A 12,620-nucleotide genomic window follows, 5' to 3' on the forward strand; every position below is an offset into this window, starting at 1 on the left:
ACTTTCCGTCCAGTCTGTCCAAGGTGCTGCGGGGCGCCGACCGGGCCGAACCCGCCCTCGAGTCAGGCCAGGTCCTGATCCAGGTGGAAACCGCAGGGGTCGGCTACGTCGACGTCATGGCTCGCAAACCCATCGTCTTCAGGCCGAGCAGCGGGCGGCCGGGCACGGGACTCGTCGCCGTGCGAATGGCGTGCGGCGACCTCATGCTGCTGACGGACCGTCGGGAGCCCCGGGAGCGCGCTGGCCGGGCGTTTGCCCGGCCAACCAGCTGGTTCGTAGGGAGGAGGTGGTCGGTCATGCCTCGGCGAGGAGACTTTCGCGCAGGGTGGCGTAGGTGCGGGTGAGGAGGCGGGAGACGTGCATTTGGGACAGGCCCATTTCCTCGCCGATTTCGGTCTGTGTCATCTCCGAGCCGAAGCGGAGCTCGAGGAGAGTGCGCTCCCGCTCATTCAGCTGGGCAAGGTGCGGTTTGAGGGCCTGGAGGTCCTCGGCCAGCGCGAGGGCGGGGTCTTCGTTGCCGATCAGGTCGGCGACGAGTCCGGTCTGCTGCTTGCTGCCGCCGGCTTCTATGGGCCGGTCGATGGAACCGGCGTCGTAACCATTGCAGGCGACGAGCCCCTCGATAACCTCGTCCTCGCCCAGTCCCAGCTGGGCTGCGAGTTCGGCGACGGACGGCTCGGGGTTGCCGCGCCCTTCTAGCTCTTCACGGGCGCGGGCAAGGTCCACGCGCAGCTCCTGTAGACGCCGCGGGACGTGCACGGACCAGGTCGTGTCACGGAAGAACCGCTTGATCTCACCGGTGATGTAGGGGATGGCGAAGGTGGTGAACTCGTTCTCCAGTGACACATCGAAGCGGTCGATGGCCTTGATCAGACCGATCGTGCCCACCTGGATGATGTCTTCCATCTCCTGCCCGCGGCTGCGGAAACGGCGCGCGACATAGCGCACCAGAGACAGGTTCATTTCGATGAGCGTGTTGCGCGCGTACTGGTACTCCGGCGTGCCTTCCTCCAGGTCGGACAGCCGCTCGAAGAACACCTTCGACAGGCGACGTGCGTCCTGCGGGGCGACGCGCTGCGCCTCCTCCACCCGCGGCACAGACGACCGAGCAGCCTCATGTGCGGCGTCCCTGTCCGAGCGGTTCACCGAAATGCGGGCCTGCGCCGTTGCCATTGCCATGGCTGCTCCTCCCTGATCTCCCCGTCATGCCGTCACGCCCTCACCTACCCGATGGCCACACACAAAACTGCCATGAGGCAATTATTTCCGTGAGGCAACTATGGCGACGGCCTATCGGTGACCGGCTCGCCGTGAAAGCCGGACATCTGTGCAGGTCAGAGGCCCAGTGGACGGGAAGATCGCGGCCGGGAGGGGCGAGGGTTTTCCTTCGTCGGGGCCGGAGTGCTGAGCGCGGGTGATGTGCGAGCGCAGTGGCGGGCCCCTGCTCTCCCTGCTCTCCGATCGAATGTAGGGGGGCAACGCCGCTGACGGCGCCGTCCGATTCGTGCTCGGGTGCTACGCCCGTCCGCAACAGCAGCGCTGGGGGAGCGGACGCTGAGCGGGGCGGCGATCACGGAGCTGGTGCGCGAATTCGTCGACCACGTCCGGAACAATCCGTAGCCCCTTGGTCGACACCCGTGCTGCCGGCGCGCGACCTCCTTCGTCGAAACCGGACCGGCCAAACCGGCCACGGCAGGCCACGGTCGGCTTCACGCGTACCCTCTGCCTGGCCCAGGCAGGCACGCCGCGGCACACGTCGTCGCTTACGGTGCGTCGGTGGGGCGGGATGGAGCTGCGCTACGGGGTGGGAGCATCCTGTCCGTGCCCTTCCGGCGTTCCTGCCCTTCCGGCGTTCCTTGGCGCTCTCGCCGCAAGAGCCGTGACTGCCTTCTGCCCGTGGGGCGTACGGGCTCTAAGAGGCATTAAGAGGCCGGTGTCTGCCCATCGAGGCCAATCACAGCGACGCCGGTCCCGGTGGGCCCGGATCGGTCGATAGGAGGGCCCGGTCGGGAGACAACGGCATCAACTTGTGGCTGGGACCAGCGGGGGCGTTCCCTACTTACCTGGACCGACAGGGCCTTTGCCCACCTCCACGACACTCCGCGACGCGACGAACGAAGGCTCGGTACTCCGCCGACAGGTCGACACCGTGGGCTTCTTCGAACGCCCTGATCCCTGCCTCCGGCAGTGCGGGTGCGGGGCCAACTCATACTGGTGAGCATCCGACCCGAAATGCGCCGGCGCCCGGTCCGCGGCCCTTTGCGCTACGAGGCTGCCGTGGCGGCCTGCGGCGAGTTGACATTATTCTCTTAGTTAAATGTAAAGGTAAAACCGAGGCTAAATTGGTGCTAGGGTCGGGGTGGAGGTAAATCATGCCCACCGAGGAAGAGCTGTTCACGGCGGTCGATGCGCTGCTGGAAGGTGAGCCGCAGTTGCCGTCACCGACGGAGCGGGCCCGGCTCCGGGAAGCGGCCGGTGTCACTCAGGCGCGCCTGGCCCAGGTGCTGAAGTCGACGACGCAGACGGTGAAGAACTGGGAGAACGGTCGCAGCGAACCGCGACCGCCTCGCCTTCAGGCGTATCAGCGCCTGCTGGAGGGCTGGGCGGCCAAGTACCCGCTCGCGCCGGAACCCGAGACACCTGAGGCACTCCCCAGCTCTGTGGTGGAACAGCCGGCCTCCCCCCATCCTCTGGACGAACCGGCACGGCCCTCCACGGCGTCGGCTCCAGACCCCGTGACCGCGGCGAGTCCCGCCAAGCCGTCGATGTCGCGTCGTCCGGCCGCGAAGCAGGCCGCCTCGAAGCAGACAGGCTCGAAGTCTGTCGCGTCTCCGGCCGCCGTCGACGCGCGGTTCGCGAACGGCCCGCTCGCGGTGCTGGACGGTGACGGATCGGCGTACTGCGTCGGTGGCCTGGTCCTGGACTGCCCGGCCAAGACCTTCCCCACGCTCGTCGATTGGGCCCTGACCGAAGCAAAGCTGGGCGCGCCCCGCCTCCACCGCCACGGCAAGGACGCCGACCCCCTGATCGTCCTCACCGACGAAGCCGCCGAACGCCTCGGCCTCCCCGCCGTCCTGGAAGACCGGCGCGGCCTCCGTCTGCCCGACGACCACAAGGTCATCAAGCAGCTCACCAAGGCCAAGTGGAAACTGACCAAGCGCGGGTTCGGCCCCTGGGCCCGGGTCTACCGCCCGGCCGAGGGCGGCAAGCGGCAGTGCGTACAGTTCGCGGTCCTGCCATGGGGCGCCCTGGACACCCGCTCCTGGGGGGACACCGGCCAGTTGCCGCCGGCCGACGTCGCTGCCGTCCTCGGTACGTACGCCACCCGCGTCCTCACCCCACGCGGTTCCACGGCCGTCTGCGGCCTGGAGCTGATGAGCGCGCTGCGCCCGCCGACCCGCGCGGTCAAGGACGCGGCCACCGGCTCCTGGGTGTCCGGGCCGAACCCGGGCTCGCTGGCCGAGCCGGTCGACCCCGCGCCGCCCGAGGCGCCCGCCGAGCACCCGCTCGTCGCCGCCCTCTACCCCCGCCACCACGTGCGCACCCCGGACCAGGTCATCGACGAGGAGGCGTACGACTGGTTCCGCCCCCTCACCGACGAGGAGTGCACCCAGGGCTACACCCACGCCGTCGGCATCGACGTCAACATGGCCTTCGCCGCAGCCGCCAACCGCCTCGTCATCGGCACCGGCCCGGCAACCCACGTCAAGAGCCCGGCGTTCGACCCGAAGCTGCCCGGCTCCTGGCTCGTCGACCTCTCGCACATCGAGACCGACCCGCGCCTTCCCAGCCCGTTCACGCCGAGAGGCACCCGCCCGACCGGGCCGGCCTGGTACTCCACCTCGACCGTCGCCTACGCAGTCGAACTCGGCGTCCCCATCCAGCCGTCCGAGGCATACGTCCGCTACGAGCACGGGGCCTATTTCGACGTCTGGTACACCCGCCTGCGCGACGCCTACATGGCCACCATGGCGGACCTCGGCGTCGAAGCCGGCATGAGCGAGGCCGACTTCCTCGCCGCGATGGCCCGACACAAGAACGAAGACCCGGGACAGGCGGCCGTCCTTTCCGCCATCAAGTCGACGGTCAAGGGCGGCATCGGCAAGCTGCGCGAACGCCCCCAAAGCATCAAGCACAAGTTCGGCGAGCCGTGGCCTGCCCTCCAGCGCCCGACCTGGAGTCCCCACGCCAGGGCCGAGCTGATCGGCAAGGTACGCACCAACCAGCACCGCAAACTCATGGCATGGGCCCGCGCGGGCCTGTTCCCCGTGGCGATCCTGTCCGACTGCGCCGTCTATCTCTCCCACGGACCCGGCCCGCTGGACTTCATGCCGCACACCGACGAGGGCAAGCCGCTGCCCGGAGGGTTCCGCCTCGGCGTCAGCCCCGGCATGGTCAAGCACGAAGGCACCCGCGACTTCCTCTGGCTCGCCCAGACCATCGAGGACGATCAGATCAACCCGGCCCGGCACATCAAGGGCGATGACGCCCCCGACAGCGGAGAGTAGGAGACCGACGTGGGCATCCTCGGCGACAGCCTGGAGAAGGCCGCGGCCGCCAACATCACCCGCCCCATCCCCAAGAGCGCCGGCGCTCAGATGCGGTTCCTGGTCAAGCAGCACAAGGGCTCCACCAAAGCCGTATCCCAGCTCCTGGGCGTCTCCCAACGCACGGTGGAGCGCTATGTCAAAGACCAGATCAAGCGGCCCCGCAAGGACCTCGCCGCGCGCATAGAGCGTGAGGTCCGCCGTCGTTGGCAGCCCAAGGTACGCGAGAAGGCCCAGCGCCGCGCCGCACAGACCGGCGGTATCAGCATCGAGACCCGGGCCCGCTTCGGCTTCACCGCCGCCCCTGGAACAACGGACGACGGGCGCATCCGCCTGATCACCCAGCACCTCCCGCCCGCCTACGCCGCCCGGCTCTTCGACGCGCAGGCCGCCGGCGCCCCCGAGCAGCAGTTGCAGAACATCGCGGCCGAGGGCTTGCAGGAGATCTACTTCAAGGACCGCGGGCGCCGCGCCGACGGCCTCCTGGTCGAGTTCACCGACATCGACTACTTGGAGCTCGACTTCTGAAACGGAGGCATATGTGAGGGCCGGGAACCGATGTGTGACTGAGCGCTTCAGTTGGCCAGTGAGTGCTTGAGCTGGTCGGCTGTACGTTCCGTGGTCGTCATGGCACATCTCGCCGTACGAGCGCCTCCACGACCGGCGTACCGCTGCGCCGCGCGTACGTCATCCGTTCGCGCACGTCACGCAACGTTCGGGGCCGGTATCCGGGGCAGCCGCAGCAACTCTTGTGGAATCCCACGCCTGCGTTCAGCAATACGGTGAGGGTCCGCCATGCCGCGACGTCTCGCCGCCGGGGCGCCGCGAACGCCGACCCGGCATGAATCATCGGCTCCGCACAGCGCGGGCAGATCCGCTGTCTGGCCCTGCCGTGGGGCTGCTTGTACGAGACCCGGCAGGAGAGGCAGACGTACGAGGTATTCCCATTGGCCATCTGCTCAGCCTAAAGAGCGCTCTGGGGAGCCGACCAGCGGGTTTTCTTGCGGACGCGCCGGAAAGCTCGGTAGGGATGGATGCGCCCGTCCCGCTCAACTGGCCAATTGAAGCGCTCAGTCACACGATGTTTTCCATGCACTCATACGTGTCTTCGCGGGGGAGGGCACCCGCATTGCCCTCGAGCGCGGCCCAAAGCGCATCGCACGGAGGGGTGGTTGATCGTCGAAGTCCGTCCGCGGCGCCGACTACCTCACTCGGCCCTTCCAAGGTGACGATCCACACCAGATGGCGCTTGGTGCACTCGTCACGCAACCGGAAGCGGAGGTCTCGCAGAGGGGGCAGCTGCTCCTGTCGGCAGCCGGTCCGGTGAACATCGGACACATGCCAGTACGCCAACTCACCCATGCGCTGGGCCTGTTCAATGAGGTTGGCGTAAGCGGTGCGGCGCCTCTCGCGGAGCTGTTCGGTCTGCCGAGCGTTCGCGGCGGTATCAGCGTGTATTCGGGCGGCCCGAGCGGTACCTCGGCTTGTCACCAACTGGCAAGAACGGCAGTGCCGCCGGTCAACGAAGCAATCCAGGGTGCGTTGGCGGCCGAGTTCCTCCGTGTCTTGGTTCACAAGAAACTTGATTCATGATGCTGAGCTCGCCCCGCACCCGGTCGAGTCGACGACGACCGACACGATCAGGCAGCGGGACGGTCGCGGGTCACGCGAACCACCGCCCCTCTTGGGCTTCGTGGAAGTCACGGGGCGGACCGGACCGGTGCCGAGGACGGTGTCTTCACCCGCTGGTTCAGGCCCGCTCCGGCGCCGGGCGCCGCCGGTGTCCGGAGGGTCCTCGGCGCCCGGTTGTGGTCAGGAGCAGGTTTTGTAGAAGTGCTTCCAGCCGTCGCCGGGCATGGCCGGCGGCTCCGACGAGGTCCCGAACTCGCCATACTTCTGCTGTAGTTCGTAGTCGTAATTCCCCGGGCCGTGGCCCGGCTTCGTCAGGCGTACGTCCCGGTCCAGCTGCCCGTCACCGCGGTTGTTGAGGATCGCGAGGTCCGGGTACGCGTCGCCGCCGTAGTTGGCGATCCGAAGTTGCTGAACCTCGCCCTGGTCGCCGATGTCGGAGTGCCGGGACTTCGCGGAGGTGAGGTTCGACCGCTTGAGGGGGCTGGGACGGTACTCCGCGACGCGCGCCGTCGAGGGGTCGTCCCCACCGGACGGCTTGACGAGGTTGACGACCATGTCCAGGGTGCCGTCGCGCTGGAAGTCGGCGACCGCGGCGGAGGCGACCTCCCCCTTCTTCGCGCCGAGAAGGGCGCTGACTGCGTGCTTGGTGCCGAACGAGCCGTTCGCGGCTCCCCACTGGATCGTCATCCTGGTGCCGGTGAGGCCGGGGTTGCTGATCTTGTCCGGGTGGCCGTCGCCGTCGAGGTCGCCGACCAGCGTCGTGGCATCGGCCAGGCACGGGGTCGTCGCCGCGGCGACCTTGCCGCCCCGTGCCGCGCCGGGGGCCGCTGCGGCGGCCGCATCGGCCTGGAAGCCTGCAACAGTCAGGGGCAGGGTGATGGCCGCGACCGGCACGGCGATCAGGTGTAAGCGCTTACGAAGCATCTCGAACTCCTTATGTCGTTGCTGCGAGGTGAGATGCCGGCAGCGCCCTGCGCGTTGATGCCAGGATCGCTGTATTACGCAACTGTGACGTGCGAACGGGAGAGCGGGGGACGACCCGGGGGCTCGGCGGAGCAGGCCGCCGGCCGGGCGACATGCAGGCAGTCGCCGCCGGTACAGCGGACGTCAAGCCGACCTCCGTCTGATCCTTTGCATCGTCACAGGGCACAGGGCACAAGGGGCGGATGGCCGGCTGGTCCTGGCGGTGGACGTCTCACCGTGGTTTCGGCTGGACGCCGTAATCTGCCCGGGCCGTTCCTTCCGCCATGCCTACGGTCGGGGACAGAACGAGCACCGGATGATCCCGGCCGTACTCAGTCGTGGCCGCGCTGGAGACGGTCCTGTCGCAGCCGGCACACCCGGACCTCTGTGCCGGCGGGGGTGCGGTGCGGCGTCGTCTTCGGGCGGCTGGGGCGGTCGTGCAGGCCGGACTCGCCCTCCGCGGTGAACCGCCGGACCCACTTGTGGGCCGTCGTGCGGGATATGCCCATCTCCGCTGCGGCATGCGCAATCGGACGGCCACAACGGACGCATACGCCTTGTCGGCCCGGACTTTGGCTGCCTTGGCCCGCGGTCGGCCCGGGCCGAGCCGGGGCGCCCGGATGCCCGCCAGGACCGGCTGGAACTGCGGACTGTAAAGCCGCTGACCGGCGGTGACGAGCAGGGACAGCGGCTTCTGCCCCTGCTCGACCGCCAGGTGGAGCAGGGTGGTCAGCCCACCGCGCGCGCCCGAGCCCGTGATCGCCGGACTCGCTGTCGATGTCGCCGGGAGGCTCCACGGCCCACTGGCTGTTCGTCAGATTCCCACGCCCCACGGCCCGTGATCATCCACGTCCTTGATCCACTTTCGCGACACGCTCTCGTTGGCGAGCTGAGCATGGCGGCTGGTGAGCGAGTTGATCCTTGTCTGGCGACGTTTCCTGCGTATGTCGTTGCAGAGCGGCACATAGGATCGCCGGCATGGCGCTGCGACCTGCTCAGGTGAACATAAAGGCTCTCGATGGCTCGGCGGTCGGCCGGTTCTGGGCGGAGGCGCTCGGCTGGAGTGCTTACAGCCCAGGCGTGACCACGTACGTCGGACCCGACGGTGGTCTCGTTTGGCCGGACCCGGTTGCCGTCTACGTCGACGTCGTTCCCGTCCCGGAACCCAAGACGGCGGCAAAGAACCGTATGCACCTCGATCTCGCCACCATTTCTGCGGCCCATCAGGCGGAGTTGGTCGCGCGCCTCCAGGCGCTCGGTGCGACGCCCGCCCACGTGGGGCAGGGCAACGTGCCGTGGACGGTCCTCGCCGACCCGGAGGGCAACGAGTTCTGCGTGCTGGAGCCTCGGGAGATCTACCGGGACACCGGGCCGATCGCCGCGGTGGTGGTCGACTGTGCGGATCCGCGGGCCATGGCGCGGTTCTGGGGTGAGGCGATGGACTGGACCCTGCGCGAGGTGACTGACGATCATGCGGTGCTGCGCTCCGCCAAGGGGGTCGGCCCGTATCTGGAGTTCCTCCGCACGCCCGGCGTGAAGACCGTGCCAGACCGCGTCCATCTTGACCTGCTGCCGTACCCCGGTGACGACAAAGCAGCGGAGGTGGCCCGGCTGCGGGCCCTCGGCGCCACCGACCTCGACCTCGGCCAGGGCGACGTCCCGTGGACGTGCCTGGCGGACCCGGAGGGCCACGAGTTCTGCGTCCTCGCCCCGTCCTGACGCAGAGCCTTGACGACACCCCGACAGGTGAGCCTTGTGTGCTCGTGCGCCATGACCTCGGGTGGGTTGTGTGCAGCACCTTGGTTGCTTCGGGCGGCGAGAGCTTCCTACGTGGAGGGCGAGTTGCCGGACCAGGTGTCACGGCCCCTCTGCCGCCTGCGCTTCACTGGCGTCCTGCATACCTGAGGCTTCGCCCTCTACCTGGCCGGCAGCGACAGCTACCGGGACAACCTTCTGCCCAGCGGACTTCCCGCCAGCTCTCCCGAGGAGGCCCTCGACTGTGCAGGCAACCACTACCTCAGCAGGCTGGCTGCCCGGCCGATCGATATTCCTCCACGATCTTCCGTGGAGCAGCACCGGCATCATGAAATGCTCGCAGTGCCGCCCCCAGTGCCTTCTAAGCTCTGGCCTATGACGACAACGCATACCTACGACGTCACGGTCGAGTGGACGGGTAACCTCGGATCAGGCACGGACAGCTATCGGTCCTTCAGCCGAGATCATGAGGTGTTGGCGGACGGCAAGGCCGGGATCGCCGCCTCCTCAGATCCCGCCTTCCGCGGCGACTCCACACGCTGGAACCCCGAGGAGCTGCTCGTAGCCTCCGTCGCCCAGTGCCACATGCTCTGGTACCTCCACCTCTGTGCGGTCGGCGGGGTCACCATCACCGACTACGAGGACCACGCCCATGGAGTCATGACCATGGACGAGGAGGGCGGAGGAGGCCAGATCACCGAGGTTGTCCTGCGACCCGAGGTGGCAGTCGCCGACGCGTCGATGGTGGAGAAGGCCCGCTCGCTGCACGGCGACGTATCTGGCGTGTGCTTCATCGCCCGCTCGGTGAACTTCCCGATCACCCACACACCCGTCATCCGAGTCCAGGAGAACTGAGCGGAGTTCCGGCAGCACCCAGCCACAGAAGCCAATCCGACCAGCCCCCTCCACGCGCTTCCGCGGAGCAGCACCGGGCACCGTCTGACGGGGGCGTGTGACCAGGCCGCCATTCACATTGTTCCGGTCAGTATGGGGCGGGGTGATCTGACGGATCGGGAGTGGAGTGGGCTGGAGCCGCACTTGCCGAAGAACAGCGGAGGCGGCGGGCGTTGGAAGAGTCATCGCAGGGTGATCGACGGCATTCTCATCCGGCAGCGGACTGGTGTCCCGTGGCGCGATCTGCCGGCACGGTTCGGGAGGTGGAAGACCGTGCACGACAGGCACCGCAGGTGGTCGGCGGACGGCACAGAGGAGAGGATCCAGCAGGTTGGTCCACGCCGATGCCGATACTGATACCGATGCTGAGGGCCGTATTGCTTGGAGCATGGCCAGCGGTGTGGATTCCCGGACCTCCTGCCGTGCCCATCAGCACGCCGTGGGTGCCCTCAGAGTCGAGCCGGGTATTCCCTGACGGCCTGGTCGACTTGGTCGGTCTGTTGAGCGTCTTTCAGATGAGGCCCTGGGGCGCTCCCGTGGTGCGTTGGCCCATTTTCCACGGCACCGTGACCGTTGCTGCCATTCACCTCTGGCTTCGCTCGTGACCCGCCGGGCGGACCTCAAGGGCAGGTGACCTCCCAGGCCGCCTCGATCATCCGGAAGATCTCGTCCACCGCGTCCTCCGGATCGGCCGCCTCACGGGCCAGCGAATAGGCGTCGATCACGAACCTCGCGATCGTCCGGCAGGCCGTTGTGGTCTGTGACAGGTCGGGGTCGGCGGCGATGGCTGTTGCCAGCGATTCTGCATGGCGCAGCCGCATCGATTCCTCGTACTCCCGCAGGGCAGGTGATGCGTCGATCATGTGCCAGATCGGGGCGGAGCTGTCCGCCGTGCAGTGTCGCACCAGGGCCTGGATCTCGCGGCGCAGCGCAGGGATGAGTGGTTCGTCCGGCGCCCGGCTGGTGACCGTCTGAGTGAGACGTTGCTCGAAGTCATCGTCCTGCTCGAACACCAGGGCCTCTTTCGAGGCGAAGTGGGAGAAGAGCGTGGTGACGGCCACGTCGGCCTCAGCAGCCACGTCACGGATGCCCACCGCTTCGTAGCCGCGTTCCAAGAAGAGCCGCAGGGCGGTGTCAGCGATCTTCCGGCGGGTCGCGGCCTTCTTGCGCTCACGGCGTCCGGACGGCTCGGTCATGCCCTGACGCTATCAAATGCAAAACCAGAACAGTTTCAAAACACTAACCGTTAGTGCTACGTTCGACCGCATGAAGAAAGTGAGCTTCGCCGAGTTCGGCGGTCCGGACGTTCTACAACTCATAGACGCCGAGGAGCCCCACGCGGGCCCCGGTCAGATACGCATCGCCGTGCGGGCGGCGGGCGTGAACCCCGTCGACTGGAGGGTCCGTGAAGGCCAGATCCTGACGGCCCATCCGATCGAGTTGCCCGCCGGAGTCGGGCTGGACGCCTCCGGGGTGGTGGACGAGGTCGGCGAGGGCGTCGACGGGATCGAGGTCGGCGACCGCGTGTTCGGCGAAGGCTCGAGCACCTATGCCGAGTTCGCCGTACTGTCGGCCTGGGCCCGTATGCCTGAGGGGCTGACGTTCGAAGAGGCGGCCGGGTACCCCTCCGTGGTGGAGACCGCGCTGCGCGTCATCCGGGAGGTGGGTGTGCAGTCCGGGCAGACGCTGCTGGTCAGCGGTGCGTCCGGGGGAGTCGGGTCGGCGGTGCTACAGATCGCCCGCGACCGTGGCATCACGGTGATCGGCACGGCTGGGGCCGTGAACCAGGACTATCTGCGTAGCCTGGGTGCCCTCGCCGCGACATACGGCGAGGGCTGGGTCGAGCGGGTGCGGCAGTTCGGCCATGTTGACGCAGCTCTCGATCTGGCCGGCTCGGGCGTGATCCGCGAGCTCGTCGAGCTGACCGGGGATCCGCAGAAGGTGATCTCCATCGCCGATCTCGGTGCGCCGGAGTTCGGTGTCCGATTCTCCGGCGTGGCCGGGAGCGTGCCGGACGCACTCGCCGAGGCCGCCGGCCTCATCTCGCGGGGGAAGCTCCACATCCCGGTCGAGAAGTCGTACATGCTCGCCGAGGCCGCGGCGGCGCACATCGACAGCCAAGCCGGTCATACGCGAGGGCGCCGGGTCATAGTCGTCTGAGCCGTTTCCTGTGCAGTCGCATGCACGGCCCGGCAGGCTGAATTCCTTGACGGTGGTGAATGTGCTTCCCGTCGCCGAGTCCGCCGAGTCCGTCGAGTCCGCCGGGCCGGTCTTGCTGGTCGGCGTCGGCCTGGACGGCCCACGAGATTTTCTCCCATGGGCCGTCTGCCGACCAGCGGCTGACGGTCGTAACAGGTCTGCCGGCTGTCGAACCGCGTCGGCAGGTACCGTCACGGGATACCGGTCCGTTGCCGGATGCCGTTGATGACCAGCCGGTGATTCTTCCAACGCCCGCTCTGGCCAATGCTCCTGGGCAAGCGCGGCTCACGCCGTGCACCTTCTCTGTCGGTGAGATCGCCCCGCCCCACACCGCTCTGAACGATCTGCGGCTCGGCTTGTCACCGACCAAGCCGAGACCCCCTGGTCCGGAACGCCAGCCGAACGAGAACGGTGCTCACCCTAAGCGGCACGGGTGAGTGCCGTCGTACGTCACGCCCCGACAGTCGCATTGAGGCAAATCGGGTCAGCCTGGGTTTCTGGTCAGGAGGGCCCGGGGCGGCCATCGAGTCTCCCGCTGTACTCCACTACTCGTCGTACTCCACTACTCGTCGCCGCCGGGACCGCCTGAAGTGGGTGGCCGGCCGCAACGCCCCGTCTCGGACGCCTCCA

At 68.0% G+C, this 12,620-nt stretch carries 10 protein-coding genes and 3 pseudogenes; 7 read left to right on the forward strand and 6 right to left on the reverse strand.

Features of this window, described 5'->3' with window-relative positions; translation table 11 throughout:
• Positions 1 to 294: 294 nt before the first annotated feature.
• A complete protein-coding gene (locus M8I34_RS08705) occupies positions 295 to 1,173 on the reverse strand; it encodes a SigB/SigF/SigG family RNA polymerase sigma factor (RefSeq protein WP_250048667.1) in 879 nt (292 codons plus the stop codon).
• A 1,199-nt stretch (positions 1,174 to 2,372) separates the two neighbouring features.
• On the opposite strand from M8I34_RS08705, the gene M8I34_RS08710 reads away from it, so the two are divergent.
• Together M8I34_RS08710 and M8I34_RS08715 are read left to right on the forward strand one after the other, a co-directional pair.
• Complete coding sequence (locus tag M8I34_RS08710; protein WP_250048668.1) at positions 2,373 to 4,508, forward strand: helix-turn-helix domain-containing protein; 2,136 nt, start codon at positions 2,373 to 2,375, stop codon at positions 4,506 to 4,508.
• A 9-nt stretch (positions 4,509 to 4,517) separates the two neighbouring features.
• Entirely contained in the window at positions 4,518 to 5,075 is a 558-nt protein-coding gene (locus tag M8I34_RS08715) for an XRE family transcriptional regulator (protein ID WP_250048669.1), read from the forward strand.
• 97 nt (positions 5,076 to 5,172) lie between these two features.
• Here M8I34_RS08715 and M8I34_RS08720 read toward each other — a convergent pair whose 3' ends face one another.
• Positions 5,173 to 5,502: a deoxyxylulose-5-phosphate synthase gene (locus M8I34_RS08720; protein WP_250048670.1), complete on the reverse strand. Its 330-nt coding sequence runs from the start codon at positions 5,500 to 5,502 to the stop codon at positions 5,173 to 5,175.
• A 287-nt stretch (positions 5,503 to 5,789) separates the two neighbouring features.
• Here M8I34_RS08720 and M8I34_RS08725 point away from each other — a divergent pair, with 287 nt between their 5' ends.
• Entirely contained in the window at positions 5,790 to 6,140 is a 351-nt protein-coding gene (locus M8I34_RS08725; RefSeq protein ID WP_250048671.1) for a hypothetical protein, read from the forward strand.
• A 219-nt stretch (positions 6,141 to 6,359) separates the two neighbouring features.
• Here the strand turns inward: M8I34_RS08725 and M8I34_RS08730 are convergent, their stop codons facing one another.
• Both M8I34_RS08730 and M8I34_RS08735 read right to left on the reverse strand, forming a co-directional pair.
• Positions 6,360 to 7,103, reverse strand: a complete 744-nt coding sequence (locus tag M8I34_RS08730; RefSeq protein WP_250048672.1) for a VCBS repeat-containing protein — start codon at positions 7,101 to 7,103, stop codon at positions 6,360 to 6,362.
• 392 nt (positions 7,104 to 7,495) lie between these two features.
• Positions 7,496 to 7,690: pseudogene (locus tag M8I34_RS08735) on the reverse strand (helix-turn-helix domain-containing protein); the annotation flags it as partial.
• Positions 7,691 to 8,120: 430 nt separating this feature from the next.
• On the opposite strand from M8I34_RS08735, the gene M8I34_RS08740 reads away from it, so the two are divergent.
• From M8I34_RS08740 to M8I34_RS08750, 3 genes and pseudogenes are all read left to right on the forward strand, one after another.
• Positions 8,121 to 8,861: a VOC family protein gene (locus M8I34_RS08740; RefSeq protein ID WP_250048673.1), complete on the forward strand. Its 741-nt coding sequence runs from the start codon at positions 8,121 to 8,123 to the stop codon at positions 8,859 to 8,861.
• Between the two features lie 411 nt (positions 8,862 to 9,272).
• A complete protein-coding gene (locus M8I34_RS08745; protein ID WP_250048674.1) occupies positions 9,273 to 9,752 on the forward strand; it encodes an OsmC family protein in 480 nt (159 codons plus the stop codon).
• A 132-nt stretch (positions 9,753 to 9,884) separates the two neighbouring features.
• Positions 9,885 to 10,398 (forward strand): annotated as a pseudogene (locus M8I34_RS08750) (transposase); the annotation flags it as partial.
• Positions 10,399 to 10,411: 13 nt separating this feature from the next.
• Here the strand turns inward: M8I34_RS08750 and M8I34_RS08755 are convergent.
• A complete protein-coding gene (locus M8I34_RS08755) occupies positions 10,412 to 10,987 on the reverse strand; it encodes a TetR/AcrR family transcriptional regulator (RefSeq protein ID WP_250048675.1) in 576 nt (191 codons plus the stop codon).
• A gap of 70 nt (positions 10,988 to 11,057) precedes the next feature.
• Between M8I34_RS08755 and M8I34_RS08760 the strand changes: the two genes are divergently transcribed.
• Complete coding sequence (locus M8I34_RS08760) at positions 11,058 to 11,951, forward strand: NADP-dependent oxidoreductase (protein WP_250048676.1); 894 nt, start codon at positions 11,058 to 11,060, stop codon at positions 11,949 to 11,951.
• A 106-nt stretch (positions 11,952 to 12,057) separates the two neighbouring features.
• On the opposite strand, the pseudogene M8I34_RS08765 reads toward M8I34_RS08760, so the two are convergent.
• Positions 12,058 to 12,319 (reverse strand): annotated as a pseudogene (locus tag M8I34_RS08765) (transposase); the annotation flags it as partial.
• Between the last annotated feature and the right edge of the window lie 301 nt (positions 12,320 to 12,620).

Source organism: Streptomyces sp. MCA2, from assembly GCF_023544705.1.
Taxonomy (GTDB): domain Bacteria; phylum Actinomycetota; class Actinomycetes; order Streptomycetales; family Streptomycetaceae; genus Streptomyces; species Streptomyces decoyicus.